Source organism: Micromonospora sp. NPDC049301, assembly GCF_040678715.1.
Taxonomy (GTDB): domain Bacteria; phylum Actinomycetota; class Actinomycetes; order Mycobacteriales; family Micromonosporaceae; genus Micromonospora.
On sequence record NZ_JBFAQO010000010.1, the window covers coordinates 1 to 25,691 of the forward strand.

At 72.2% G+C, this 25,691-nt stretch carries 25 protein-coding genes and 1 pseudogene; 12 read left to right on the forward strand and 14 right to left on the reverse strand.

Annotation, left to right across the window (positions count from 1 at the left end; all coding sequences use genetic code 11):
• A pseudogene (locus tag AB0K07_RS25790) lies at positions 1–315 on the reverse strand (hypothetical protein); the annotation flags it as partial.
• Between the two features lie 1,196 nt (positions 316–1,511).
• On the opposite strand from AB0K07_RS25790, the gene AB0K07_RS25795 reads away from it, so the two are divergent.
• The 4 genes from AB0K07_RS25795 (at position 1,512) to mshC (ending at position 5,111) form a co-directional block, all read left to right on the forward strand.
• A complete protein-coding gene (locus AB0K07_RS25795) occupies positions 1,512–2,225 on the forward strand; it encodes an MSMEG_4193 family putative phosphomutase (RefSeq protein WP_363758433.1) in 714 nt (237 codons plus the stop codon).
• A 181-nt stretch (positions 2,226–2,406) separates the two neighbouring features.
• On the forward strand, positions 2,407–2,991 hold the full coding sequence (locus tag AB0K07_RS25800) for a DUF3090 domain-containing protein (RefSeq protein ID WP_363758435.1): 585 nt from the start codon (positions 2,407–2,409) through the stop codon (positions 2,989–2,991).
• Positions 2,988–3,806, forward strand: coding sequence for an SCO1664 family protein (locus AB0K07_RS25805; protein WP_363758438.1), 819 nt, complete (start codon positions 2,988–2,990; stop codon positions 3,804–3,806). Before AB0K07_RS25800 ends, AB0K07_RS25805 begins: the two co-directional genes overlap by 4 nt.
• Positions 3,807–3,872: 66 nt before the next feature.
• On the forward strand, positions 3,873–5,111 hold the full coding sequence (gene mshC, locus AB0K07_RS25810) for a cysteine--1-D-myo-inosityl 2-amino-2-deoxy-alpha-D-glucopyranoside ligase (RefSeq protein WP_363758441.1): 1,239 nt from the start codon (positions 3,873–3,875) through the stop codon (positions 5,109–5,111).
• 155 nt (positions 5,112–5,266) lie between these two features.
• Here mshC and AB0K07_RS25815 read toward each other — a convergent pair whose 3' ends face one another.
• Together AB0K07_RS25815 and AB0K07_RS25820 are read right to left on the reverse strand one after the other, a co-directional pair.
• On the reverse strand, positions 5,267–6,058 hold the full coding sequence (locus tag AB0K07_RS25815; RefSeq protein ID WP_363758444.1) for a GntR family transcriptional regulator: 792 nt from the start codon (positions 6,056–6,058) through the stop codon (positions 5,267–5,269).
• Positions 6,059–6,186: 128 nt separating this feature from the next.
• Positions 6,187–7,056: a PAC2 family protein gene (locus AB0K07_RS25820; protein WP_363758447.1), complete on the reverse strand. Its 870-nt coding sequence runs from the start codon at positions 7,054–7,056 to the stop codon at positions 6,187–6,189.
• A 262-nt stretch (positions 7,057–7,318) separates the two neighbouring features.
• Between AB0K07_RS25820 and metH the strand changes: the two genes are divergently transcribed.
• On the forward strand, positions 7,319–10,834 hold the full coding sequence (gene metH / locus AB0K07_RS25825) for a methionine synthase (protein WP_363758450.1): 3,516 nt from the start codon (positions 7,319–7,321) through the stop codon (positions 10,832–10,834).
• Positions 10,835–11,082: 248 nt separating this feature from the next.
• Here the strand turns inward: metH and AB0K07_RS25830 are convergent, their stop codons facing one another.
• Positions 11,083–12,285, reverse strand: a complete 1,203-nt coding sequence (locus AB0K07_RS25830) for an erythromycin esterase family protein (protein ID WP_363758453.1) — start codon at positions 12,283–12,285, stop codon at positions 11,083–11,085.
• A gap of 231 nt (positions 12,286–12,516) precedes the next feature.
• Between AB0K07_RS25830 and AB0K07_RS25835 the strand changes: the two genes are divergently transcribed.
• On the forward strand, positions 12,517–12,957 hold the full coding sequence (locus tag AB0K07_RS25835; RefSeq protein WP_363758456.1) for a VOC family protein: 441 nt from the start codon (positions 12,517–12,519) through the stop codon (positions 12,955–12,957).
• A 17-nt stretch (positions 12,958–12,974) separates the two neighbouring features.
• On the opposite strand, the gene AB0K07_RS25840 is transcribed toward AB0K07_RS25835, so the two are convergent.
• Positions 12,975–13,895, reverse strand: coding sequence for an NAD(P)H-binding protein (locus AB0K07_RS25840; protein WP_363758459.1), 921 nt, complete (start codon positions 13,893–13,895; stop codon positions 12,975–12,977).
• A 310-nt stretch (positions 13,896–14,205) separates the two neighbouring features.
• Here AB0K07_RS25840 and AB0K07_RS25845 point away from each other — a divergent pair, with 310 nt between their 5' ends.
• A complete protein-coding gene (locus AB0K07_RS25845; protein WP_363758462.1) occupies positions 14,206–14,469 on the forward strand; it encodes a hypothetical protein in 264 nt (87 codons plus the stop codon).
• On the opposite strand, the gene AB0K07_RS25850 is transcribed toward AB0K07_RS25845, so the two are convergent.
• Together AB0K07_RS25850 and AB0K07_RS25855 are read right to left on the reverse strand one after the other, a co-directional pair.
• Positions 14,466–15,308, reverse strand: coding sequence for a CPBP family intramembrane glutamic endopeptidase (locus AB0K07_RS25850; protein WP_363758465.1), 843 nt, complete (start codon positions 15,306–15,308; stop codon positions 14,466–14,468). The two genes, AB0K07_RS25845 and AB0K07_RS25850, sit on opposite strands and share 4 nt — an antisense overlap.
• 37 nt (positions 15,309–15,345) lie before the next feature.
• On the reverse strand, positions 15,346–16,089 hold the full coding sequence (locus tag AB0K07_RS25855; protein ID WP_363758468.1) for a methyltransferase domain-containing protein: 744 nt from the start codon (positions 16,087–16,089) through the stop codon (positions 15,346–15,348).
• Positions 16,090–16,191: 102 nt separating this feature from the next.
• Here AB0K07_RS25855 and mug point away from each other — a divergent pair, with 102 nt between their 5' ends.
• Entirely contained in the window at positions 16,192–16,755 is a 564-nt protein-coding gene (mug, locus tag AB0K07_RS25860; protein WP_363758471.1) for a G/U mismatch-specific DNA glycosylase, read from the forward strand.
• A 6-nt stretch (positions 16,756–16,761) separates the two neighbouring features.
• On the opposite strand, the gene helR is transcribed toward mug, so the two are convergent.
• The 3 genes from helR to AB0K07_RS25875 all read right to left on the reverse strand — a co-directional run bounded on the left by helR (position 16,762) and on the right by AB0K07_RS25875 (position 19,976).
• Entirely contained in the window at positions 16,762–18,906 is a 2,145-nt protein-coding gene (gene helR, locus AB0K07_RS25865) for an RNA polymerase recycling motor ATPase HelR (RefSeq protein WP_363758820.1), read from the reverse strand.
• A gap of 201 nt (positions 18,907–19,107) precedes the next feature.
• Positions 19,108–19,617 carry an SRPBCC family protein gene (locus AB0K07_RS25870; RefSeq protein WP_363758474.1) on the reverse strand — a complete coding sequence of 170 codons (510 nt, stop codon included), beginning with the start codon at positions 19,615–19,617 and terminating at the stop codon, positions 19,108–19,110.
• On the reverse strand, positions 19,614–19,976 hold the full coding sequence (locus AB0K07_RS25875) for a metalloregulator ArsR/SmtB family transcription factor (RefSeq protein ID WP_363758477.1): 363 nt from the start codon (positions 19,974–19,976) through the stop codon (positions 19,614–19,616). Before AB0K07_RS25875 ends, AB0K07_RS25870 begins: the two co-directional genes overlap by 4 nt.
• Before the next feature lie 152 nt (positions 19,977–20,128).
• Here AB0K07_RS25875 and AB0K07_RS25880 point away from each other — a divergent pair, with 152 nt between their 5' ends.
• The gene (locus tag AB0K07_RS25880) at positions 20,129–21,229 is read left to right on the forward strand and encodes an ionic transporter y4hA (RefSeq protein WP_363758480.1); all 1,101 of its coding nucleotides are present in this window, start codon (positions 20,129–20,131) and stop codon (positions 21,227–21,229) included.
• Positions 21,230–21,238: 9 nt separating this feature from the next.
• Here AB0K07_RS25880 and AB0K07_RS25885 read toward each other — a convergent pair whose 3' ends face one another.
• Entirely contained in the window at positions 21,239–22,516 is a 1,278-nt protein-coding gene (locus tag AB0K07_RS25885; RefSeq protein ID WP_363758483.1) for a DUF6596 domain-containing protein, read from the reverse strand.
• Between the two features lie 3 nt (positions 22,517–22,519).
• Positions 22,520–22,912, reverse strand: coding sequence for a YciI family protein (locus tag AB0K07_RS25890; protein ID WP_363758823.1), 393 nt, complete (start codon positions 22,910–22,912; stop codon positions 22,520–22,522).
• A gap of 227 nt (positions 22,913–23,139) precedes the next feature.
• Here AB0K07_RS25890 and AB0K07_RS25895 point away from each other — a divergent pair, with 227 nt between their 5' ends.
• Positions 23,140–23,352: a hypothetical protein gene (locus AB0K07_RS25895; protein WP_363758486.1), complete on the forward strand. Its 213-nt coding sequence runs from the start codon at positions 23,140–23,142 to the stop codon at positions 23,350–23,352.
• 4 nt (positions 23,353–23,356) lie between these two features.
• Here AB0K07_RS25895 and AB0K07_RS25900 read toward each other — a convergent pair whose 3' ends face one another.
• Positions 23,357–23,719: a hypothetical protein gene (locus tag AB0K07_RS25900; protein ID WP_363758489.1), complete on the reverse strand. Its 363-nt coding sequence runs from the start codon at positions 23,717–23,719 to the stop codon at positions 23,357–23,359.
• A gap of 181 nt (positions 23,720–23,900) precedes the next feature.
• On the opposite strand from AB0K07_RS25900, the gene AB0K07_RS25905 reads away from it, so the two are divergent.
• Together AB0K07_RS25905 and AB0K07_RS25910 are read left to right on the forward strand one after the other, a co-directional pair.
• Positions 23,901–24,644 carry a neutral zinc metallopeptidase gene (locus AB0K07_RS25905; RefSeq protein ID WP_363758492.1) on the forward strand — a complete coding sequence of 248 codons (744 nt, stop codon included), beginning with the start codon at positions 23,901–23,903 and terminating at the stop codon, positions 24,642–24,644.
• Between the two features lie 120 nt (positions 24,645–24,764).
• The gene (locus AB0K07_RS25910) at positions 24,765–25,421 is read left to right on the forward strand and encodes an HAD family phosphatase (RefSeq protein ID WP_363758826.1); all 657 of its coding nucleotides are present in this window, start codon (positions 24,765–24,767) and stop codon (positions 25,419–25,421) included.
• A 10-nt stretch (positions 25,422–25,431) separates the two neighbouring features.
• On the opposite strand, the gene AB0K07_RS25915 is transcribed toward AB0K07_RS25910, so the two are convergent.
• Positions 25,432–25,626, reverse strand: a complete 195-nt coding sequence (locus AB0K07_RS25915; protein ID WP_363758494.1) for a carboxymuconolactone decarboxylase family protein — start codon at positions 25,624–25,626, stop codon at positions 25,432–25,434.
• Positions 25,627–25,691: the final 65 nt, after the last annotated feature.

Below are 25,691 nucleotides of genomic sequence, written 5' to 3' on the forward strand. Positions count from 1 at the left end.
GTCGTGGTCGTTGCGGTCGCCGAGGTGGCCCAGGTTCTCCAGCTTCGACTCCTGCAGGCTCGTCGCGATCGAGATGACCGCGGCCCGCTTCGGCAGGCCGGCCTTCTTCGTGGCGGCGATGATCGCCTTGACGTTGGCGGTCTGCTCGTCGTTGAGGTCGATGTGCGACTGCGCACCCTGCGCCTTGGTCACCGCGACGGCGGCGGGCTTGCCCTCAACCGGGGCGGCGTGGGCGGCGATCGGACCGGCGAACACACCACCGGCGAACGCCAGACCAGCAACAGACAGCACGCTCTTACGAAGGATCGTGTTCATCGGGGGCTCCTTCAGGGGGTAGACACCCACCGGGCCGTTCGGGGGAACGGCACGCAGGGTGCAAGCACCTCGTCCGGCGCTCTCACAACGGGGGAAAGTCTTCGGGGGTCGGCGGCCATCCAAGCGCGGGGCTTGTGGCGCCGGGGGTCCGGCGACCTACGGGCGGGGGCCTCGTAGCGCCGGGTCCCTGTGTAACGACCGCTAGGCCGAGGTCATTCCGGGTTCGGCTCATCCATTGCCACCCTCGTGGAGGGTGCTGGTGCGGTCGTTCGGGGGGTCTGTAACGACCGCGGCCTGGCCGGCATTCCATCCCGGGCGGGCCCGGGGGTGGTGGGCCGTGGTCCTGCGATCGTCAGGGTATGTAACGACCCCCGGCCCGCCCCGATTCCACCCCACGAGTGCAGCCGGCCACACACCAGAGACCCCAATACCGGACATCCGGTGCCAGAACACCGGGTCTACGGGCGTCAGACCGGCCGATCAGGGGCTGATCGACTCCGTATCCCTGACATCGGGGGCATCCCCGCCACCGGGACCCCGCGACATCGCCGACACCGGAGTCGACCAGCCCGGGCGGGGCGGGGCGAGGTTGATGGTGAGCGCCATACCTCACAGGCATATCTATGACTCACAGGTATATCGCCAACAACAACAACCGCCGCCACAGCGGGTGTGGCAGCGCAGGGGCCAGGGACGGATGACGGTCGCCCGCCGGATGGAGCTCGTAGGACGACCGGGCGCAGGGATCGGGACGGACATTCGGGACAGCGCGGGCACCGAGCACGGACAACTCGGGACGGGACGTCCCGCCGGGCCCGCCGAGCCCTGCCCGTAGATCACGTCGGGCGGTACCCCGACCGAGGGTGGGCTTGCCGGACGCAGCGCACGGATCACGACGGACGGCGACCCCGACGGGGTGGGGCCCGCCGTGCCCGGCGCAGGGATCAAGCCTGACCGCCCGGAGCCGGGCACGGCGGGCCCCACCCCGCACGAGCCCGGCACAAACCGAGCCCGTCCCATACCGACCCCGGCACAAAACCCGAGCCCGGCCAAAACCGATCCCGGTTCGAAATCGAACCCGACACAACCCGAACCCCGGCACAAACCCCGAACCCGACACACAGAACGAAGCCGCACCGACAGGCTGCCCCCGGGACAGCCCGCCGCCGATCCGGAGCACGGGACCAGGCCCTAGGGTGGTCAGCGTGGCAACCCTTCTGCTTCTGCGACACGGCCGGACCACCGCGAACGCGGACGGTGGGCTGGCCGGCCGGCAGCCCGTCGAACTGGACGAGACGGGCCGGGCCCAGGCGACCGCGGTGGGCGAGCGGTTGCGGCAGGTGCCGCTCGCGGCGGTGGTGACGAGTCCGCTGATCCGCTGCCGGCAGACCCTGGAGCTGGCGCTTCCGCAGGCCACTCCGGTGGTCGAGGAGGGGCTGATCGAGTGCGACTACGGCAGCTGGGAGGGGCAGCCGCTGAAGAAGCTCGCCAAAGAGCCGCTCTGGCCGGTGGTCCAGCAGCACCCGAGCGCCGCGGTCTTCCCGGACGGGGAGGCGATGGCCGCGATGGCGGCGCGCGCGGTGGCGGCGGTGCGTTCGTGGGACGCCCGGGTGAGCGCCGAGCACGGGCCTGAGGCGGTCTGGCTGGCGTGCAGCCACGGTGATGTGATCAAGGCCATCGTGGCGGACGCGCTCGGCGTACACCTGGATCTTTTTCAGCGGCTCGTGGCCGACCCGGCGTCGGTGACGGCGATCCGGTTCACGCCGCTGCGGCCGTTCCTGGTCCGGCTCAACGACACCGGCGGTGATCTCGCCGCCCTAGTGCCGCCGCCGCGTAAGCGGCGCCGGCGGGCGACCCGCGCGGGTGACTCGGACGCGGCCGTCGGCGGTGGGGCGGGGGCGTCACGATGACCGCCGCGACGCCTCCGCCCGCTGACCGCGTCGACGCTCGCCGGCTGACGACGGCGTCGGCGGGCGGCCGAGGGGCCGCCACGCCCGGGCGCAGGCGCCGGTACGCCGGGCGCGCCGCCACCGGGGCGATTCGGGTCGGTGGGGTGCGCGATGGCACGGTGGGCCGGATAGGGTCGTGGGTATGACCCACCAGGTGCACGCCTTCGAACCGCCGGAGCGGTTCGTCGCCGGGACCGTCGGCCCGCCGGGGGAGCGCACGTTCTTCCTGCAGGCTCGCGGCGGCGGCCGGCTGGTCAGCGTCGCGCTGGAGAAGGTCCAGGTGTCCCTGCTCGCCGAGAAGCTTGAGGAGCTGCTCACCGAGGCGCAGCGCCGCTTCGGCGTGGACCTGCCCGAGGCCCCGGCGTCGGTGGGCGACAACGAGCCGCTGGACACTCCGGTCGACGAGGAGTTCCGGGTCGGGACCCTCGGGCTGGCCTTCGACGTGGACACCGCGACCGTGGTGATCGAGGCGATCGCCGCCGGCGAGGTCGAAGTCGAGGTCGAGCTGGGCGACGAGGACGACGAGGACGAGGACGACGACGAGGACGACGAGCCGGACGAGGACCTGGACCGGCTCCGGGTCCGGCTCACCCCGCAGGCGACCCGCCAGTTCATCGAGCGGGCCCGGCGCGTGGTGAACGCGGGCCGGCCGCCGTGCCCGCTGTGCGGCCAGCCGTTGGACCCCGCCGGGCACCTCTGCCCGCGGCACAACGGTTACCACCGGTGACGTCGTCCGGCCTCCAGCCTCGCCAGGACGGCGACGCCGCGCTGCGGCTGTTGCGTGACGGCGCACTCGACCTGGAGGGGCGGCTGGTCGACGCGTCGAACACCACCCTGCGCGGCATTCTGACGCTGGACGACCTCTCGGCCCGCTGCGTCTACAAGCCGGTCCGGGGTGAGCGCCCCCTCTGGGACTTCCCGGACGGCACCCTTGCGGGCCGGGAGGTGTCGGCGTACCTGGTGTCCCGGGCCACCGGTTGGGATCTGGTGCCGCCCACGGTGCTGCGGGACGGCCCGTTCGGCCCGGGCTCCTGCCAGCTCTGGATCGACGAGCCGGAGGACGCCGAGCCACTGGTGGGGTTCGTGCCCGCCGAGGAGCTGCCGCCGCGCTGGTTCCCGATCGCCGCGGCGCGTGACGACGACGGTGCCGCGTACGCGCTGGCACACGCCGACGACCCGCGGCTGGCCCGGCTCGCGGTGCTCGACGCGGTGATCAACAACGCGGACCGTAAGGGCGGCCACGTGCTGGTCGGTGACGACGACCGGATCTACGGCGTGGACCACGGGGTGAGCTTCCACGTCGAGGACAAGCTGCGTACGGTGCTCTGGGGCTGGGCGGGGAAGCAACTGCCGCCGGACGCCGTGGAGATGCTCGACGGGCTCGCCGGCCAGGTCGCCGGGCCGCTCGGCGCGGAGCTGGCCGACCACCTGACCATCAGCGAGATCGCCGAGCTGGCCGCCCGCATCGACCGGCTGCGGCAGACCGGCCGGTTCCCGCAGCCGTCCGAGGACTGGCCGGCGGTGCCCTGGCCGCCCATGTGATCCGCTGTCATCTTGATCACCCGTGGGGCGGCCCGGGCCGGCTGTGGGGCTGGCTAGGCTGAGGCCATGGAGTCTTGGGCGGGACACGAGGTGCCACGGCTGCCGGGCAGGGGCGAGCCGTTGGCGTTGTACGACTCGGCGCGGCAGGGCGTCCACCCGAGTGAGCCGGTCGACGCGGGAAGCATGTACGTCTGCGGCATCACCCCGTACGACGCCACCCACCTCGGCCACGCCGCCACCATGATCACCTTCGACCTGGTGCAGCGGATGTGGCGCGACGCCGGCCGTCCGGTGCGCTACGTGCAGAACGTCACCGACATCGACGACCCGCTGCTGGAGCGGGCCGCCCGCGACGGTGAGGACTGGGTGGTCCTGGCGATGCGCGAGACGGCGCTGTTCCGCGAGGACATGGAGGCGCTGCGGATCATCCCGCCGGAGCACTACGTGGGCGCCGTCGAGTCGATCCCGGACATCGCCGACAAGGTCGAGGTGCTGCTCAAGGACGGGGCCGCGTACCGGCTCGACGACGGCACCGGCGACGTCTACTTCGACGTCTCCGCCTCGCCGCGGTTCGGCTACGAGTCGAACCTGACCCGCGAGCAGATGCTGGAGATCTTCCCGGAGCGCGGTGGGGACCCGGACCGCGCCGGCAAGCGCGACCCACTGGACCCGCTGCTGTGGCGCGGCGCCCGCGAGGGTGAGCCGTCCTGGCCGGGCGGAGAGTTGGGTGAGGGCCGCCCGGGTTGGCACATCGAGTGCGCGGTGATCGCGCTGAACCTGCTCGGTGACCGGATCGACGTGCAGGGCGGCGGCAACGACCTGCTGTTCCCGCACCACGAGGCGTCCGCCGCGCACGCCGAGCGGCTGACCGGCCAGGCGCCGTTCGCGCAGCACTACGTGCACGCCGGGATGATCGGCCTGGACGGCGAGAAGATGTCCAAGTCCCGCGGCAACCTGGTCTTCGTCTCGCGGCTGCGCGCTGACAAGGTCGACCCGATGGCGATCCGGCTGGCGCTCCTGTCCGGGCACTACCGCAGCGACCGCACCTGGACCGACGAGCTGCTGGATGCCGCGCAGGAGCGGCTGGGCCGCTGGCGGCGGGCCGCCGCCGCGCCCGCCGGGCCGTCCGGGGCCGAGCTGCTGGCCGGGGTACGCGAGCGCCTCGCCGACGACCTCGACACACCCGGCGCCCTGGCGGTGGCCGACCGCTGGGCCGACGCAACCCTGTCGGGCACCACTGACGACGCCGACGCGCCTGCCCTCTTCACGAAAACGGTAGACGCCCTCCTAGGCATCCGCCTCTAACCCCACCGGGCTCCCCGGCCCCTGGCCCCCGCCCCGACGCTGTTGATCATGAAGTTATTGTGTCGACACGCCGCGATAGGTGGCAATAACTCCATGATCAACGGGCGGGCCGGTCCGGGGCTGGGCGGGCCGGGCGGTCTGGGCGGTCCGGCGGGTCAGCCCAGGACCAGGCCGGGGTCGGGTTCCGGGTCCGGGGTCGGGGCGGGGATCTTGTACTCCTCGGTGAGGGTCGTCATCGGGCCGGGCCAGGTGGCCTGGGCGACCTCGATCGGCTTGCGGTGGCTGTCGTACGCGACGTGCAGCAGGTGCAGCACCGGGGTGTCCGGCCGGATCTGGAGGGTCTCCGCCTCCTCCCGGCTGGGCTGGCGGGCGCTGATCGTGTCAGTGGCCGAGACGTACCGCCGCCCGGTGGCCTCCTCCGCCTCCTGGTAGAGCGGCCGGCCGAACGCCTCGGCGCGCTCCAGGGAGGTGCCGGCGGTGTCGGCGGGCAGGAACCAGGAGGCGCCGACCTCGACGGGGGAGTCGTCGGTGCGTACCAGGTGCCGGCGGCAGAGCAGGTCGGTGCCGTCGGGCACCCCGAACGCGTCGGCGACCTCGGCCGGGGCGGGAGCATGGCCGACCGAGACGAGCTGCTGGCGGTACCGGGCGGCCAGGTCGGTGTGGTAGCCGCGGAAGCCGCCGTACCGGCCGCGGGAGAGCCGGTTGAGCCGGCGGCGGGTGCCCCGGACGTACGTACCGGAACCGGGCTTGGTGATCAGGATGCCTTCGACCCGCAGCTGGTCGACGGCGCGTTGCACGGTCTGCTTGGCAACGCCGAACATCTCGGCGATGGCCGGGATGGACGGCAGACGCTCGCCCGGCGCCCAGTCGCCGCGGCGGACCTGGGCCTTGAGCTGCGCCGCGATCTGCCGGTGCGGGAACTCGGCGGCCCCGGGATTGATCTGCATACCCGCCTCCTTGATCACAGCTAGGTTCCTAGGATGCCGTAGAGGGTGTGACGGCGCCACCCCGGACACGCGAAAACGGGCCCCGAACCACGAAGGTCCGGGGCCCGCCGTAGAACGGGGGAGAGGCGCTACCAGGAGCCGGCGGTGGGGCCAGCCGAACCGCCCCGGCGCCGCAGGTACTTCTCGAACTCCTGAGCGATCTCGTCACCGGTCAACGGGGTGATCCCCTCGTCGCCGACCCGCTCCTCCAGCTCGCGGACGTACTCGCCGAGCTCGGCGTCCTGCTCGGCGGCGCTGCGCACGCGCTGCTCCCACTCGGCGGACTCCTCGGCCAGGTCGGCCATCGGGACCGGCAGGTCGACGATCTCCTCGACCCGGTGCAGCAGGGCCAGGGTGGCCTTGGGGCAGGGCGGGTTGTTGGCGTAGTGCGGCACGTGCACCCAGAACGAGACGGCGTCCACCTCGGCGCGGGTGCACGCGTCGTGCAGCACTCCGACGATGCCGGTCGGCCCGTCGTAGCGGGTGGGGGTGAGCTGGTAGCGCTCGGCGGCCTGCGCGTCGGAGGCGCTGCCGCTGATCGGCAGCGGCCGGGTGTACGGCACGTCGGCGAGCAACGCGCCCAGGAGCACCACCCGCTCCACCTCGAGGCTGTGGCAGATCTCCAGCACCTGCTCGCAGAACGTCCGCCAGCGCATGCTCGGCTCGATGCCCCGGATCAGCACCACGTCCCGCTCGGTGCCCTCCGGGCTGGCCACCATGAACCGCGTCGTCGGCCACTCCACCCGACGGGTCTCTCCGTCGGCCATGGTGATGGTCGGTCGGCTGACCTGGAAGTCGTAGAAGTCCTCCGGGTCCAGCTCGGTGACCTGCCGGGCGTTCCAGACCTGCTCCAGGTGCTCGACCGCGGCGGTGGACGCGTCGGCGGCGTCGTTCCAGCCCTCGAACGCGGCGATGGCCACCGGGGACCGCAGCACCGGCAGTCCGTCGAACTCGGTCACGCCGTCACCCCACCCTGCTCGTCGCGGCCGACGCCGGGGCCGTGCCCGGTCGTCGGGCCGTGGGGCACGGCGGCGTCCCTGTTGTCCTTCACGTCCGTCAGCCTACGTCCCGGGCGGGGGCGCGGCCCGTCGGCCGCGCCGGTCGGCCGGACCGACGACCGGGCATACGGCGACGAACCGGACGACGTGATCCCGCTGACACAATATGGGATCGGGCGCGGACGGCGGTGGGGCGCGCTGGGCGCCGCACTAACCTGAACGGGTGCGGACTTCGTTGATGGATGTGCTGGCCGATCGGATCCTCATCGCCGACGGGGCGATGGGCACGATGCTGCAGGCCGCGGACCTCACGCTCGACGACTTCGACGGGCTGGAGGGCTGCAACGAGATCCTCAACGTCACCCGGCCGGACGTGGTGCGCGGGGTGCACGACGCGTACCTGGCCGCCGGCGCGGACTGCGTGGAGACCAACACGTTCGGCGCCAACCTGGCCAACCTCGGCGAGTACGACATCCCGCACCGCATTCGGGAGTTGTCCGAGGCGGGTGCCCGGATCGCCCGGGAGGCCGCCGACGCGGCCAGCACCACGGAGCGGCCCCGGTTCGTCCTCGGCTCGATCGGGCCGGGCACCAAGCTGCCCACCCTCGGGCACGCCGATTACGCCACGCTGCGCGACGCGTACCAGGAGAACGCCGCCGGGCTGATCGCCGGCGGTGCCGACGCGCTGATCATCGAGACCTGCCAGGACCTGCTCCAGGTCAAGGCGGCGGTGGTCGGGTCGAAGCGGGCGATGGCGGAGCTGGGCCAGCCGGTGCCGATCATCTGCCACGTGGCCGTGGAGACCACCGGCACGATGCTGGTGGGCAGCGAGATCGGGGCGGCCCTCGCCGCCATCGAGCCGCTCGGCGTGGACCTGATCGGGCTGAACTGCTCCACCGGCCCGGCGGAGATGAGCGAGCACCTGCGGTACCTGTCGCAGCACTCCCGCATCCCCCTGTCGGTGATGCCGAACGCCGGCCTGCCGGTGCTGACCGCCGACGGTGCGTACTTCCCGCTCACTCCCGTGGAGCTGGCCGACGCCCTGGAGCGGTTCATCACCGAGTACGGCGTGTCGCTGGTCGGCGGCTGTTGCGGCACCACGCCCGAGCACATCCGGGTGCTGGCCGAGCGGCTGCACGGCGTCACCGCCGCGGTCCGGGAGCCGCGGCACGAGGCGGGCGTCTCGTCGGTGTACCACCCGGTGCCGTTCGCCCAGGACGCCTCGGTGCTGATGGTGGGGGAGCGGACCAACGCCAACGGTTCCAAGGCGTTCCGGGAGGCGATGCTGGCCGGGGACTGGCGGGCCTGCGTGGAGATCGCCCGCAGTCAGGCGCGCGACGGCTCGCACCTGCTCGACCTCTGCGTGGACTACGTCGGCCGCGACGGCACCCAGGACATGCGGGAGCTGGCCGGCCGGTTCGCCACCGCGTCGACGCTTCCGATCATGCTGGACTCCACCGAGCCGGCCGTGGTGGAGGCCGGGCTGGAGATGCTCGGCGGCCGGTGCGTGGTCAACTCGGTGAACTTCGAGGACGGCGACGGCCCCGAGTCCCGGTACGCGCGGGTGATGCCGGTCGTGCGGGAGCACGGCGCGGCGGTGGTGGCGCTGCTCATCGACGAGGAGGGGCAGGCGCGTACCCGGGAGTGGAAGGTACGGGTCGCGGCGCGGCTGATCGACGATCTGACCGGCCGCTGGGGGATGGACCGCGCCGACATCCTCATCGACGCGCTGACCTTCCCGATCGCCACCGGGCAGGAGGAGACCCGCCGCGACGGCATCGAGACGATCGAGGCGATCCGGGAGATCTCCAACCGCTACCCGGGGGTCAACTTCACCCTGGGCATCTCGAACATCTCCTTCGGCCTCAACCCGGCGGCCCGGCAGGTGCTCAACTCGGTGTTCCTGCACGAGTGCGTGCAGGCCGGGCTGACCTCGGCCATCGTGCACGCCAGCAAGATCCTGCCGATGTCGAAGATCCCCGCGGAGCAGCGCGAGGTCGCGTTGGACCTGGTCTACGACCGGCGCCACGAGGGGTACGACCCGGTGCAGCGCTTCCTCGAACTCTTCGAGGGGGTCGACGTGACCAGCGCCCGGGCCAGCCGGGCGCAGGAGCTGGCCGCGCTGCCGCTGGACGAGCGGCTCAAGCGGCGGATCATCGACGGTGAGCGCAACGGCCTGGAGGCCGACCTGGACGCCGCCATGGCCGGCGGCCGGTCCCCGCTGTCGATCATCAACGACATCCTGCTGGACGGCATGAAGGTGGTCGGTGAGCTGTTCGGGTCCGGGCAGATGCAGCTGCCGTTCGTGCTCCAGTCCGCCGAGGTGATGAAGACCGCGGTGGCCTACCTGGAGCCGCACATGGAGACCACCGAGGACGGCGGCAAGGGCCGGATCGTGCTGGCGACGGTCCGCGGCGACGTGCACGACATCGGCAAGAACCTGGTCGACATCATCCTGTCCAACAACGGCTACGAGGTGGTGAACATCGGCATCAAGCAGCCGATCAGCGCCATCCTCGACGCCGCCGAGCAGCACCGCGCCGACGCCATCGGCATGTCCGGGCTGCTCGTGAAGAGCACCGTGATCATGAAGGAGAACCTGGCCGAGATGGCCACCCGCGGGGTCGCCGAGCGGTGGCCCGTGCTACTGGGTGGGGCGGCGCTCACCCGGGCGTACGTCGAGGACGACCTGCGGTCGACGTTCCCCGGGCAGGTGCACTACGCGCGGGACGCGTTCGAGGGGCTGTCCCTGATGGACAAGGTGATGACCGCCAAGCGCGGCGGCGCGCCGGTGATCGACCCGGAGCGGGAGGCGGCCCTGGCGGCCCGGCGGGCCCGCCGGGAACGGCAACGGTCCATGGTCAGCGAGTCGCTGCCGGAGCTGCACGACTCATCGGTCCGCTCCGATGTGGCCGCCGACGTGGCGGTACCCACCCCGCCGTTCCTCGGCACCCGGGTGGTCAAGGGTGTGCCGATGGCCGACTACGCGGCGCTGCTCGACGAGCGGGCCACCTTCCGCGGGCAGTGGGGGTTGAACGGCGCCCGGGGCGGCAGCGGGCCGTCCTATGAGGAGCTTGTCGAGACCGAGGGTCGGCCGCGGCTGCGCTACTGGCTGGACCGGCTGATCGCCGACCAGGTGCTGGAGGCGGCCGTCGTGTACGGCTACTTCCCCGCGTACTCCGAGGGCAACGACCTGGTGGTGCTCGACGAGAACGGCCACGCCGAGCGGGCCCGGTTCTCCTTCCCCCGGCAGCGGCAGGAACGGCGGCTCTGCCTCGCGGACTTCTTCCGGCCCAAGGGCGACCAGCTCGACGTGGTCGCGTTGCAGCTGGTCACCGTCGGCCAGCCGGTCAGCGAGTACGCGGCGAAGCTCTTCGCCCGCAACGAGTACCGCGACTACCTGGAGGTCCACGGCCTCTCGGTGCAGCTCACCGAGGCCCTCGCCGAGTACTGGCACCGGCGCATCCGCGCCGAACTGACCCTGCCCGACGGCCGCACCCTCGCCGACGACGACCCGGCGGACCTGGCGGGCCTGCTGCGCAACGACTACCGGGGCTGCCGGTACGCGTTCGGCTACCCGGCCTGCCCCGACCTGGAGGACCGGGCGAAGATCGTGCAGCTGCTCGGGTCGGAGCGGATCGGTGTGGAGCTGTCCGAGGAGTTCCAGCTGATGCCGGAGCAGGCCACCGACGCCATCGTGGTCCACCACCCGGAGGCCAGCTACTTCAACGCCAAGTGACGCCCGCAGGTGCCCTGACCTGCGGGCGAGCACTCTTGCCGTCGTCGGCGGCGTAGTTCACTGATCGTACGATCACTGGCCAGACGGTGCGATGGACGCCGTTGTCATCACCCACGAGCACCCCGATCACTGGCCCGGCAATGACCGTGCCGCGTCAGTGGCAGCCGCAGAGATCGAGTTCGACGGCGTCGTGCTGGCGGCCGATGAGGGCCTCACCGTCACACTCGGGACACCACCCTGCCCGCGTCTCAGCTCCGTCGGGCGTCCTTGACGAACACGACCCCGTCCGTGTTGACCAGGTGCGCCGGGTCCAGCGGGGCGTAGCCGTACCAGGGGGACACGCGGGGGGCGGGCGTCGCGTCGGTGAGCGCGGCGGTCAGCCGGCGGGAATCGACCAGGCACTGCTGCTGCGGGAGCGCGTACAGCAGCCCCTCGACGGTGTCCGATGCAGGAACGTCCACTCCCTGGTGGGGGATGGTGCCGAGGGCCGTGGCCAGGACGGCGTACCCCTCGCCCAGGTGGGCGCTGACGAGCGCGCCGGCGCTCCACCACTGCACCGGCTGGCCGCCCATCCGCATCGTGCTCTTGTCCCGCTGGAGGTGGCCGTTGTGGGCGTTCACGAGCGTCGGGCCGCGTTCGGCGAGGGCGAGCAGGTTGGCGGCCATCATGGAGTCGCGCACGCCGAGCAGCCGCGCCATGCGGCCCGGTGAGGTGTCGGCCATCCAGCAGTGGTAGCGCAGCAGCCCGGTGGCGGTACGCCCGTACAGGCGTGCCCGGTCCCACTCGTCCGGTGTGGACGCCGCGATCAGGCGTGGCGTCTGCTCGTCGAGCAGGGCCACCAGGTCGTCGGCGAGCAGCCGCAGGTGGTTGGCGTCGGGCGTCTGACCCACGGACTGGGACGGGTCCATCATCGCGGCGGGGTTGGTCCACCGGTCGTCGGCGCCGAGCAGGCGGTCGAGCGTCTCGGCGGCGCAGGGGAGCAGGTCGGCGTCGACCCGGGCGGTGAGGTAGGCGTGGAGTGCGGTGAGGGACTGCCGGGGGCTCGCGGCCGCGGTGATCTCCAACGGGCCGTCGAACCCGGCGAAGCGCAGCCGCTCGGACGCGGGCCGGTCAGCGTTGTACGCGCGCATCCAGCGCACCAGCTCGCGGTTGCCCGCGAACGCGCCCCACTCGTGGCTGAAGCCGCGCTCCATGACCTCGTCGAGGACGCCGGTGCCTGAGGTGACGTGGTCGTCCACGATCAGACCCAGCACGCAGTCGCTCTCGATCGCGATCGTCCGGTAGCCCTCCTGCTCGACGAGTTGCCGGAAGAGATCGTTTCGCAGCTCGAGCAGAGTCTCCTCGCCGTGGGTGGGCTCGCCCAGGGCGAGCAGCCGCGGCCTGCCCGGGAGCAACCCCATGACGCTGACAGCGTCGACGACATGGACGGCCTCGGTGATTCCAACAGTCATTCCATCAACCGTATCGTTGAACCACCGGTAGAGGCTTTTCGCCGACCTCGGCAGTACGGAGGCCGCTCAACCTTCAAAGCAGCTGCCTCCTCAGACCAATTGACCTGGCGCGAGCGATCAGCGTCGGGAGGTTCCCGAAGAGATGCCGCAGTGGATGTCGAGAACGGCCTGGCTGCTCCGTCTCAGGGACGGAGGGGGCCACCGTGGCCGTACCACACAAGGAGACCCAGCATGACGATCCAGCGGATGGACAACGTCCTCATCGTTGTCGACGACCTCGACGCCACCATCTCGTTCTTCGTCGAAATGGGCATGGAGCTGGAGGGCAGGGCGCCGATCGAGGGACGTTGGGTGGAGCGTGTCATCGGTATCGACGAAGTCCGACAGGAGGTGGCGATGCTGCGGACCCCGGACGGCCACGGTCGAATCGAGTTGGCGATGTTCCACCGGCCGACGGCGATCAGCGCCGAGCCCAAGGACGCACCGGCGAACACGCTGGGCATTCGCCGCATCATGTTCGCCGTGGACGACATCGAGGACGTCGTTGCCCGTCTGCGCACGCACGGTGCCGAGCTTGTCGGGGAGCTGGCGCAGTACGAGGACAGCTATCGGCTCTGCTACGTCCGCGGCCCCGAGGGCATCATCGTCGGACTGGCCCAACAGCTCAGCTGAGGGGCCGGCGACTCGTGCTACGTGTCCGCTGTGTCGGCGAAGGTTTCGCGCAGCGCCGGGTCCAGTGATCGGCCGGTCGTCGGCTCGATGAACAGGTCGGCGAGCAGGAGGTCGGCGAGATAAGCCGGGTTGATGCCCGACTCCTTGCGGCCCAGGGCCTGCACCGCGCCGCCGAGTCGTAAGGAGGCCTTCACCGCGCCGGCCGGCAGGAGCTTGACCCGGCGACGACGGCCGACCGCCTCGGCGATCCGCGCGAGCATGTCGTTCCAGGTGAGGTTCTCGTCAGCGACCGGAATGTCGTCACCGCGGGCCTGTTCGAGAGCATCCACCGCGACCTGGGCCACGCTGCGCGCCGAGGCTGCGGCGGTCCCGCCGGCCGGGACTGCCAGGGGTGTACGCGACCGGGCCCAACGCTCCAGCGGGCCGGACCAGTTCGGTAGCCGGTCGCCGGCCCGCCCGAAGACGAACGGCAACTCGAGCACCGCAACCGGCAGATCCGGGCCGGCCGCCGCCCGCCCCTCCCGGGCCTGCTCCACCCGGCATCGGATGTACGTGTGGCGGGCCGCGAGTCGCCACTGCGGACAAAGCCGGTCGAAATAGGTGTAATACGAGCCCATGACGACACCGCGCGTGAGACCTTCCAGCCGGGCGGCGGTGAACAGGCGCACCACCGGCTCGACGTTGTCCCGGCGAAACGTCGGATAGATCGGCTTGCGCAGCGGTCGCTGCTCGTCCGTGCGGGTCGCGTACACGACGCCGTCGTGACCGGCGAGCAGCGACCGCAGATCGTCGACCGACCCGGACCCGACATCGATCAAATGATCGACACCCGGGTGGGCGGTACGCGCCACCGTCGTCGCGGCATGACCTCGCTCGCGCAGCACGTCCACGACGTGGGCGCCGATGAGACCACTTCCACCCACCACGAGAATCCGCACCCTGAATCGTCCACTCTGGAGCCTGTCGCTTGTCAAGTCACGACTCGGGGTCGTGATGCCTCCGATCCAGGACTGGCCCCAGTTGTTCGGCCAACTCGAAGCCCGGGGTGCCGGCGGAATCCTGAGCATCCGCGCGAGCGGCGCCCCGCCGGAGCAGTCAGCTCGCCTTGCCCTTTCGTTCCTTTTGGCGTGCTCGCCCGACCTGTCCCGTCTGCCGGGTGGCCGTCCGTTCCTCGGTCGAGGAACGCTGGACAGAGCCAACGGCGGCGGCATCGGGCATCGGCTCGGGACAGTCCGAGGAGGCACCCCCATGACCATCACCCCCACCACCCCACTGCCCGCGAAGGCCGACGCCCGTAACCGGGCCGCCCGTACCTTCGTGCAGGGTCTCATCACCGACCTGCTGATCGCCGTACTGCCGGTCCTCTACGAGGCGGTGTCCGGCTGGGACGGCGCGTTCACCCGGGAGTACTGGACGGTCGTCGGCATCTCCGTGCTGAAGACGATCGGGATCGCTGCCATCTCCTACGTCATGCGCCTGCAGCGCACCCCGCCCGGCAACCCGGCCACCTAGGCGACGTGGTCCGGGGTGAGGGCCCGCCAGTTCAGGCGGTCCCGGTGCAGCCGACTCATGGCGAGCCAGCCGAGCGAGAACGGTAGGGCGCCCAGGGCGAGGACTCCCAGGACGTCAGCCCCGGCCACGTCGAAGACGGCTCCCACGTCGCCGAACAACTGGGCGACGGTCTGGAAGGCCAGGTGGAAGCCGATGCCCGCCCAGATGTCACCGGTCGCGACGCGGAAGCCACCGAGGAGGAGCGCGAAGACGAAGAAGAGGAGGAGTCGGTCGGCGGAGGTGGCGGCGCCGACGAGGAACCCGAACAGGGTGAACAGCACGGCCTGCCCGATGACCGCCTGCCAGGCCGGCAACCGCGTGGCGAGGTTGCGGTGCAGGTAGCCGCGGAAGACGAGTTCCTCCGGCAGCGCCTCGTACAGGAAGACGAGCACGACCAGCAGCGCCGCCACGCGCAGGGCGTCCGCCGGGGAGGTGCGGACACTGACCTCGACCCAGCCGAAGCCGAGGCACAGCGCGAATCCCAGGGCGGCGGGGACGAGCCAGCAGGCCATGCCCAGCAACAGGTGCCGCCAGCCGGTGCGCAGGGAGGGCAGACCGAGGCCGGTCCAGGGCCGCCGGTCCAGCAGGCGGCGAGCGACAACCACCAGGGGTACGACGAGCAGCGTCGTCAGGACGGCCCGGGCGACGTGGGTCGGGCGGTCGTAGTCACGGCCGAGCAGAGGACCCTGGTAGAGGAACAGCCACACCAGCACGGTGCCGGCGAAGACGATGAGGATCCGCCAGTGCAGGGCGAGGCGAGCGTCGCGGGATGACCGGGGATCGCGAGGTCGACCGCTCACCACGCGTACGGTAGCCACCGAGGTCAAGGACGGACCGTCACCGACCGAGGACCAGGTAGGCGAGGCCGAGGATTCCGCGGTAGGCGGTGACGTACTGGCGCAGCCGGTCGTCGAGTTCCGCGCGGACCTCCGCCGCGCGGGGATCCTCCGGGTACGTCAGCAGCCACTCCTGGCGGCCCGCGAGCCAGGTCGACTCGAAGTCGTCCCACTCCCGCTGGTCGGCGGTGCTCAGGTGCAGGACCCGCCAGCCCCGCTCGCGTGCCGCCTCGATGAGGCCCGGCAGGTCGGTCACCTCGGTCCCGAAGATCCGCTCGGCCTCGACGCTGGGGGGACGCTCCCAGAACCCCTCGCCGAAGAGCAGCCGTCCACCGGGCCGGACCACGGCGGCGAGCGCGTCGAGGGCGGCGCCCGTGCCGCCGAAGGCGTGCGCCGAGCCGAGGCACAGAACCCGGTCCGCCGGCTCGTGCCAGGCCGCCGCTTCCCCCATCACGAACGCGACGTGCCGGTTCAGTGACCGGTCCGCGGCCAGCCTGCGCCCCCGGGCCAGTGCCGCGTCGTCGGTGTCGACGCCGACGCCCCTCGTCGCGACCGGGCCGGCGACACCGCCCGCGGCGACCGCCCGCAGCAGCAACTCGCCCCAGCCACAGCCGAGGTCGAGCACGCGCGAGCCGGGGCGCACGTCGAGGCGCCGCAGCAGCAGCGACGCGTGCTCCTCGGACAACGGGGTGTTCCACCGCATCCGGGCGTAGCGGCTGGTGGCGAGGTGGTCGGTTGCCTGCATCCGTTGAGGGTGTCAAGCCGTGATCGACGGCGTGCGCCCGGGCCGCCCCCGGCGCGCCGGAAGCCGTGACCGGTCGGCGGGCCGTACGGCAGGATCGGTGGGGTGGACACGGGCGAGCCGGGGCAATTCCGGCGGCCGACCCCGCAGGAGGTGGCGGCGGCGGCCGGGCGGGGTCTCGTGGACGTGATCGGCCCCGGCCTGCGGGTGCTGTTCTGTGGCTTCAACCCCGGCCTCTACTCCGCGGCGGTGGGAGAGCACTTCGCCCGGCGCGGCAGCCGCTTCTGGCCGGCCCTGCACCGCTCCGGCTTCACCGACCGTGAGCTGCACCCGTGGGAACGCGGCGAGCTGCTGCGGCAGGGTCTGGGGATCACCAGCCTGAGCAACCGGGCCACCGCCCGCGCCGACGAGCTGACGTCGGCGGAGCTGGTGGCCGGGGTGGCGGCGTTGGCGGTGAAGGCCGAGCGGTACCGGCCGCGGTGGGTGGCCATCCTCGGGGTGACCGCGTACCGGATCGCCTTTGTCCGGCCCGGTGCCGGGCTGGGTCCGCAGCCGGATCGGCTGGGCCCAGCCCGGGTGTGGGTGCTGCCGAACCCCAGTGGTCTGAACGCGCATTTCCCGCTGCCGGCGTTGACCGCCGAGTTCGCGGCGCTGCGGCAGGAGACGTAGACCTCGTCACGGTTTCGTGAGGATGACGAGCTGCTGGGTCGCCCGGGTCATCGCGACGTAGCGGTCGACCGCTCCTTCGATGCCGGTGCCGAACGCCTCCGGCTCGACGAGGACGACCAGGTCGAACTCCAGCCCCTTCGCCAGCTCCGGGGTCAGCGACCGGACGCGGGACGTCGCCTCGAAGCTGGGATCGCCGATGACGCAGGCGACCCCGTCGGCGTGCGCCGCGAGCCAGGTGTCCAGGATCGACGTCAGATCAGCAGCGGATCCGTGTACGACCGGGACGTCGCTGCTGCGGATGGAGGTCGGCACGTTGGCGTCCGGGAGCACGGCCCGGATGACCGGCTCGGCCTGCGCCATGACCTCCCTCGGCGTCCGGTAGTTGATGCTCAGGGAGGCCAGGGTGATCCGGTCGAGCCCGATCCGCTCGAGCCGTTCCTGCCACGACTCGGTGAACCCGTGCCGGGCCTGGGCGCGGTCCCCGACGATGGTGAAGCTCCGGGACGGGCAGCGGAGCAGCAACATCTGCCACTCGGCGTCGGTCAGCTCCTGAGCCTCGTCCACGACGATGTGCGCGAACGGCCCGGCGAGCCGGTCCGGCTCGGCGCTGGGCAGTGCCGCCTCGTCGATCAGGGCGTCCTGGAGATCCAGTTGGCGCAGGCTCGACAACACGCCTTCACCGTCGTCATAGGCGTGGGCCTCGATCAGCTCGTCGATGACCGTGGCCCTGCGCTCCCGTTCGACGGCGACGGTGGCGTCCTGCCGACGCTTGCGCCCGGACGCCTCCCGATCGCCGAGCCGCTGCCGTGCCGCGTCCAGGAGCGGCAGGTCGGACAGCGTCCAGGCCTGGGCGTCGGCGCGCTGCAACCATCGGACCTCGTCCGCGCTGAGCCAGGGCGCACACCTGCGCAGGTAGGCGGGGACCGACCACAGGTCTCCGACGAGGTCGGTCGCGTCGAGCAGCGGCCAGGCGCGGTTGAAGGTGGTGAGCAGTTCCCGGTTGCGCAGCAGCGAGCGGCGGACCAGGTCGTCCGGCTCATCGCCGTCGTACTTCTGCAGCAGGATCGTCAGAAGCTCCTCCCAGACCTCGTCACGCGCCTCGTTGTGCGGTGTGCCCGGTCCCGCCGCCTCGAACGCCTCGGCCCAGTCGTCGGCGCTGAGCCAGATGTCGGCCTCGTCGGTCGCGACCGCCATCGGTGTGGCCGGCGGCTCCTCGTAGAACCGGACGGCCGCCTCGATCGCCGTCACCAGCTCCGCCGACGACTTCAGGCGGGCCACCTCCGGGTCGGTCTCGACGGTCGCCGCGGCGCCCTCGGGCACGAAGTCCCGCAGGGTGCAGGTCTGCACGTCCTCCTCGCCGAGGCCGGGGAGGACGTCGGCGACGTACGCCAGGTAGGGCTCGTGCGGACCGACGAACAGCACGCCGCCCCGTCGGTGACCGAGGCGAGGGTCGGCGTAGCGGAGGTAGGCGGTGCGGTGCAGCGCGACGACCGTCTTCCCCGTACCCGGACCGCCGTCGACGACGAGCGCGCCGCTCGATCCCGCGCGGATGATGGCGTCCTGGTCGGCCTGGATCGTGCCGAGCACGTCCCGCATCCGGGACGACCGGCTGCCGCCCAGGCTGGCGATGAAGGCCGACTGGTCGTCGAGCGCGGCGTGCCCCTCGAACCCGTCCGGGGTGAACACCTCGTCCCAGTAGTCGCTGATCCGGTCGCGGGTCCACCGATACCGGCGCCGGCTCGCCAGACCCATCGGGTTGGCGTGGGTCGCTCCGAAGAACGGCTCAGCCGCGGGCGAGCGCCAGTCGAGCAGCAGGCGGCGGCCCGAACTGTCCGTGAGACCACGTCGTCCGACGTACACCGGCTCGGGGTCGTCCACGCCGACCATGCGTCCGATGCACAGGTCCAGACCGAAACGACGCAGCGCGCGCAGGCGGGCGGTCAGCCGGCGGACCTCCATGTCCCGGTCCACCGCCTGCCGGCCCTTGCCGCCGGGCGCCCGGCGGGCGGCGTCGAGACGGTCGGACAGGTCGGCGAACAACTGCGCGAGGCTCTCCGCCATGGCCGCGAAGTGCCGCTCGTCGCGGGCGATCAACGCCGGGTCGCCCTTGGGGGAGAGGTGCTCGGGAAGGTCGAAAGCGCTGGTGGTCAGAGGGTTCACTCATCGGCTCCGATCGGAGGCCGGGGGGAAACCGTGACTCCGGTTTCCGCAGGTCCTGGCCTCGACCGGCGATTCTGCGGCATGACGGGGGTCTTGCGGCAAGCCCCCCGGTGCGCTATACGTTAAGAGTGGCAGGGAGTGTGTGGCCTCCATTCCCTTGATGGTCCGCTGTCACGGCCGACCTCCTCGATCTCAACCTCCGACCTGCTGGGCGGCCAGTGCCTCGTAGTAGGGCCTCATCGCGGGGTGATACTCGTCGAACTCCGGCCGGGGCGAGCCGTCCCGGGAGGCGACGAGCATGTCCAGGTAGTACTCCCAACCGGCGCCCACCTCGGCGATGCCCTGCACGCTGGTGAGGTGCTGGACGAACCGCAGCTCGGTCCTGCCGTCCGCCTCGGACAGCTCCATCTCCAGCAGCCAGCTGCCGTAGCTGTCGATCATCGACACGGCGAGCCGCTTCCGCGGTTCGCAGTCGTCGATGTGGACCTCGCACCAGGGCTGCTGCTCCTCGTACGCCATCTGCACCCGGATGGTCCGGCCCGGCGCGGCGTCGCCCTCCCACGGGCCGAACCAGCGGGCCGTGCGCTCCGGTTCGGTCAGGCTGGCCCACACGTCCGCCGCCGGAGCGCGGAACGTCCGGGTGAGGACCAGATCGTGGCCGGTCGCGGTGCGAAACAGTCGTCCGGCGGGTGTACGGGTCATGCCGTGTGCTCCCTTCGGTGTTCCGCCGGGCCGCCGCTGCGGCGTTCCCGGCGGGTTCGATAGACCTCGGTCTCCAAGGCGTCGAGGTGCCGCTCCCACCGGTCGGCGGCGACGAGCTCGGCGAGCCAGTCGACGAGTTCGGCGAGCGGGCCGGGGTCGAGGCGGTAGATCCGCTTCCGGCCGACCAGGTCGTCGCGGACCAGTCCGCTCTCCCGCAACACCCGCAGGTGCCGGCTGATCGCGGGTCGGCTGATGGCGAACCGCTGGGCGATCTCGCCCGCGGCCAGCGGCTCGTCGCGCAGCATGGTCAGGATGCGCCGGCGTATCGGGTCCGCGATCGCGGTGGCCACCTCGTCCACTCGTGAAGCGTAACCTATGAGTTACGGTTTCCGCGCGAGCGGGAAGCCCCGGGCGGACTTCTCGTCACCACCGGGGCTTCACGACATCCGTCTCCCCGGACGACTGCGTCGATGGTGGGCACATGATCACTTGACCTGGCAGTCTTTACGGCATGGCCGCCCTGCTTCGTTCCCGACTGACCGACTGGACCGTCTCCGTACCCGTGCTCGCCGTGCTGGTGTTGCTCGTGACGTGGGGGCGGGAGCTACCCGGGCCCGTCGTCGTGGTCGTGGCGGCGTTGCTGGGCGGCGCGGTGCTCGCGGCCGTGCACCACGCCGAGGTGGTCGCCCACCGGGTGGGTGAGCCGTACGGCTCGCTGGTGCTCGCCGTCGCGGTCACCGTGATCGAGGTGGCCCTGATCGTCACGCTGATGATCAGCGGGCCGGAGAAGACCCAGTCGCTGGCCCGGGACACCGTCTTCGCCGCCGTCATGATCACCTGTAACGGCATACTCGGCCTGTCCCTGCTGCTCGGTGCGCTGCGCCGACGGGTGGCGGTCTTCAACCCGGAGGGCACCGGCGGGGCACTGGCCACAGTGGTCACCCTGGCCACCCTGAGCCTGGTCATTCCGACCTTCACCACGGCCCGGCCGGGCCCGGAGTTCAGCCCGGCCCAGCTCGCCTTCGCCGCCGTCGCGTCGCTGGCGCTCTACGGGCTGTTCGTGCTGGTGCAGACCGGCCGGCACCGCGACTACTTCCTGCCGGTCGACAGCCAGGGCCGGGTGATCGACGCGGAGGAGCACGCGAAGCCGCCGACGACCCGCGCGGCGCTGGTCAGCCTGGGGCTGCTGCTGGTGGCGCTGGTCGCCGTGGTCGGCGACGCCAAGACCGTCTCCCCGACCATCGAGGCCGGGGTGGCGGCCGCGAACCTGCCGCACGCGTTCGTCGGTGTGATCATCGCGCTGCTGGTGCTGCTGCCGGAGACCCTCGCCGCCGCCCGCGCCGCCCGCCGCGACCGGGTGCAGATCAGCCTGAACCTCGCGCTCGGGTCGGCGATGGCCAGCATCGGCCTGACCATCCCGGCGATCGCGATCGCCTCGATCTGGTTGGAGGGCCCGCTGCTGCTCGGCCTCGGCGGCACCCAGCTCGCGCTGCTCGCGCTCACCGCCGTGACCGCGGTGCTCACCGTGGTGCCGGGCCGGGCCAACGTTCTGCAGGGCGGCGTACACCTGGTGCTGCTGGCCGCCTTCGTCTTCCTGGCCGCCAGCCCCTGACCACCGCCGTCACCCGGCCCCTCCGCCGCCGACCGTCGGTGGCTCGCCCGCCAACCGGTCCGCGCGGGCGTTCAGGTAGCGCTGCTGGGCCAGGTTCGTCGACCGCGCCGCCGCCATCCGGAACGCCTCCCGCGCCGCGACCCGCTCACCGGTCAGCTCCCACAGGTGGGCGCGGGCGGCCGGCAGGCGGGGATCGTCGGCCAGCCGGGCGTCGTCGGCCAGCTCGGCGAGCAGCGCCAGCCCGGCCGGCGCGCCCCGACTCATCGCCACCGCCACCGCGTGGTTGAGCGCCACGACCGGGTTCTCGGAGATGGCCAGCAGCACCTTGTACAGGGCGGTGATCTGCGCCCAGTCGGTGGCCGCCGCGTCGGGCGCCTCGTCGTGCACGGCCGCGATGGCCGCCTGGAGCTGGTACGGCCCGACGACCCCGCGCGGCAGTGCCGCGGTGATCAGGGCGATGCCCTCGGCGATCTGGTCGGCCCGCCACCGGCGGCGGTCCTGCTCGGCCATCGGCACCAACTCGCCGTTCGGGCCGGTCCGGGCCGGGGCGCGGGCATCGGTGAGCAGCATCAGCGCGAGCAGCCCGGTGACCTCGGGATCGTCCGGCAGCAGACGCTGCACCAGGCGGGTCAGCCGGATCGCCTCGGCGGTCAGGTCGCCGCGCAGCAGCCCCGGCCCGGCGGTGCGTGCGTACCCCTCGGTGAAGATCAGGTACAGCACGTGCAGCACGGCGGCGAGCCGGTCGGCGCGCTCCGGGCCGGTGGGCGGCGCGAACCGCAGCCCGCTGTCCCGGATCCGCTGCTTGCCCCGGCTGATCCGCCGGGTCATCGTCGCCTCCGGCACCAGGAACGCCCGCGCCACCTCGGCGGTGCTCAGCCCGCCCACCGCCCGCAACGTGAGCGCGATCTGCGAGGCCGGCGAGAGCGCCGGATGGCAGCAGAGGAACAGCAGGATGAGCGTGTCGTCGGCGTCCGCCGGCGGCCGGTCGGCGGCGGGAGCCTGCCACTGCTCGGGCAGCACCCACCGCGCCACGGTGTCCTCGCGCCGCCTCCGGGCCTGCTCGCCGCGCAGCAGGTCGGTCAGCCGACGGGACGCGACGGTGATCAGCCAGCCCCGGGGATTCTCCGGTACGCCGTCGCGCGGCCAACCGCTCGCCGCGACGATCAACGCCTCCTGGACGGCGTCCTCGGCGCTGTCGAAGTGCCCGTAGCGACGCACCAGCGCGCCGAGGACCTGCGGCGCCAGCGCACGCAGCAGGCCCTCGACGGACGAAGCGGCCTCCGACACCGGTCAGCCGGCCAGGTCCTCGACGCCTTCGAGCACCGGCCGCACGTCCACGTACCCGCCGGGCGCGTCGGGGTCGACCAGGCCGGAGGCGATCTCGGTGGCCCGGTCGAAGCTGGCGCACTCCACGATCGTGTAGCCGGCCAGCACCTCCTGCGTCTCCGGGTACGGGCCGTCGGTGACCACCGGCGCGCCGTCGCGCACCTGCACCCGGCGGGCGTGCACCGGCTCACTGAGCCCCCGGGCGTCGACCAGCTCCCCGGACTCGGCGAGTGCCTGGTGGAACGTCTCCATGTGCTTGTGCATGGCCGCGACCTGCTCGGCCGACATGGCCGGACGGTCGGTCGCCCGGCCGGACAGCACGTCGTAGTCCTGCTGTGAGCCGTAGAGCAGGATCATGTACTTCACGGCGGTCCCTCCTTCTCCGGCGCCACGACGGCGCCGCTCCACCAGAGACGTCGAAGCCAGCCACCCCATCCGGACACGCTAGTCCCACAAACACGACCGATCCGTTGACCATGAAGTTGTCGTCACGACACGCCGCGCCACCGGGCAACAACTTCATGATCACCAGGCGGGGGAGCGGGAGGGTGGAGGGGGTGGCGGGGGGTGGTTAGCGTGGCGGGATGACGACGGTCTGGGTGGTGGTCGGGGTCTTCGTGGTGGTGGCGGGTGGGGCGTTCGCGGTGGTGGCCTGGCGTGATCGGTTGCGCGGGGGCTCCATTGGGGACAGCGCCGCCGGCCGGGCCGGCCGGGCCAGGCAGCAGCGGTACGAGGCCGAGCGGCACGCCGACCAGGGCGACACGTGGCAGCGCGGCAGCGACGGCACGGGCGGCTGACCGGTCACTGCCCGTAGGAGAGCCGCAGCCGGTCGTTGATCAGGTAGTTGAGCCGGTGTCGCAGGTACCCGAGGGTGCTCTCGCTCGGCAGGTCCCCGTCGGTGGTGAGCGTCCAGCGCAGCGCGCAGTCCGAGCCGGGCGACTGGGGAGCCAGGTCGAAGCGGATCCGGTCGAGCGGCCGGTGCGGCCACAGCGACGACCAGATCAGCAGCACCGGCGCGTAGCCCGCCACCACCCGGGGCGGCACCTCGTCGTCGCGCAGCTCCAGCCAGGGCCGGCTGCCGGCCGCGTACGGGTCGCGCAGCGAGCGCCACACGATGTGCGGCGGAGCCGGCTGGCTGCGCCGGCGGCTGCCCAGCACGTGCACCGCGGTCTCCTCCCCGGACGGTGACACCCGCCCGGGCCCATTGTGGCCGCCCAGCGCCGACGCCGTGAACCGAGTTGATCCCTGAACCATCGAGCGGTCCCGCACGTGAATGAGGTGGTGGGCGTGGCGACCGTATCGTCGGGGTACTGCGTGGCTCAGCACCGACGGCAGGGGAGGCACCGTGGGGGCACGACCAGGACGCGACGCCCGGGGTCCACTGGCGGGCCTGCTGATCGCCGCGCTGGCGTCGGCCGCGTGCGCCGTCGGTGGGGTGGCCGAGCCGGAGGGTGACCGTCCGGCGCCGAACCCCTCGGCGGCCTCGCCGGGGCCGAGCACCACCCGCGCCGACAGCACCACCAGCGTCGCCGAGTTCGAGCAGGACGTCGCCGACGCGCAGGCGGTCGCCGAGCGGTACTGGGCGGCCCAGTTCAAGGCGTCCGGGCAGCGTTTCCAGCCCATCCGGCGGATCACCCCGTACCAGCGGGCGGGCGAGGTGTCCTGCGGCGGCCAGGCGCTGCCGCGCAACAACGCGGTCTACTGCTCGCAGGGTGACTTCATCGCGTACGACATCGCCTGGTCGGTGGCGGCGTTCCGCCAGGTCGGTGACGCGTTCGTGTTCTACCTGCTCGGCCATGAGTACGCCCACGGCATCCAGGTGCGGCTCGGCATCAACTACAGCTTCACCATCCAGCAGGAGTTGCAGGCCGACTGCATGGCCGGGGCGTACCTCGGCGACTCGGTGCGCTCCGGCGCCCTGAGCCTGGCCGAGGGTGACCTGGACGAGTTCCGGGAGGGGGTGGCGGCGGTCGGCGACGACCCGGACCAGCCGTGGTTCGCCGAGGGCTCACACGGCACCTCCGAGCAGCGCACCGAGTCGTTCTTCCGCGGCTACGAGCGCTCACTGGGAGCCTGCGACCTGGGCTGAGCGGGTTGCCCGCGTCACCCCGGCGCCCGCCGCCGCCACCCGCGGCGGCCGCCCCTGGCAGGATCGCCGGTGTCGGCCACGACCCTGGAGGATCCGCTGAGCAGCCATCACCCCGCCGCCGTGCTCTTCGACATGGACGGCACGCTGGTCGACAGCGAGAAGCTGTGGGACGTCGCCCTGCAGGAGCTCGCCCGGGAGTACGGCGGGGAGCTCTCCCTCGCCGCCCGCCGGTCGATCATCGGCACCAGCATGGCCGAGTCGATGCGCATCCTGCACGACGACCTGGGCCAGCCCGAACGGGACCCGGAGATCAGCGCGGCGTGGATCAACGGGCGCATCCTGGAGCTGTTCCGTACCGGGCTGCGGTGGCGTCCCGGGGCGTTCGCCCTGCTGCGCGCGGTGCGGACGGCGGGCATCCCCACCGCGCTGGTCACCTCCAGCGGCCGGCCGCTGGTCGAGATCGCCCTGGACACCCTCGGGCGGGACAGCTTCGACGTGGTGGTCTGCGGCGACGAGGTGGTCGCCGCCAAGCCGCACCCGGAGCCGTACCTGACCGCCGCCCGGCTGCTGGGCGTGCCGATCGGCCGCTGCGTGGCGATCGAGGACTCGCCGACCGGGGTGGCCAGCGCGCTCGCCTCCGGCGCCGCGGTGCTGGCCGTACCCGCGGAGGCGCCCCTGCCGGTCACGGCCGGCGTACACCAGTTGGAGAGCCTGACCGGCGCGGACCTGGAGCTGCTCGCCGCGCTGCTGGTCGACCGGGCCGGCGCGACCGGCTGACCGGCGCGGGTCAGGGACGCTCGGCGAAGACCGCCGCCACCACCTGGTAGCCGTCGAACGCCCGGGCGGCGCCCGCGTACGCGGCCAGGTGGATGAACAACTCGACGATCTCCTCCTTGGTCACGCCGGAGTGCAGCACGAGCGGCTGGCCGAGCAGCCGCTCGGCGGTGTCCAGCGCCCGCTGGTGGGCATCCTGATCGGTCACGTCACCCCTTCCGGTCCGCACGGTCATCCTGGCAGCTCGACGTCGGCGCCCGGGGACGTTCGGCC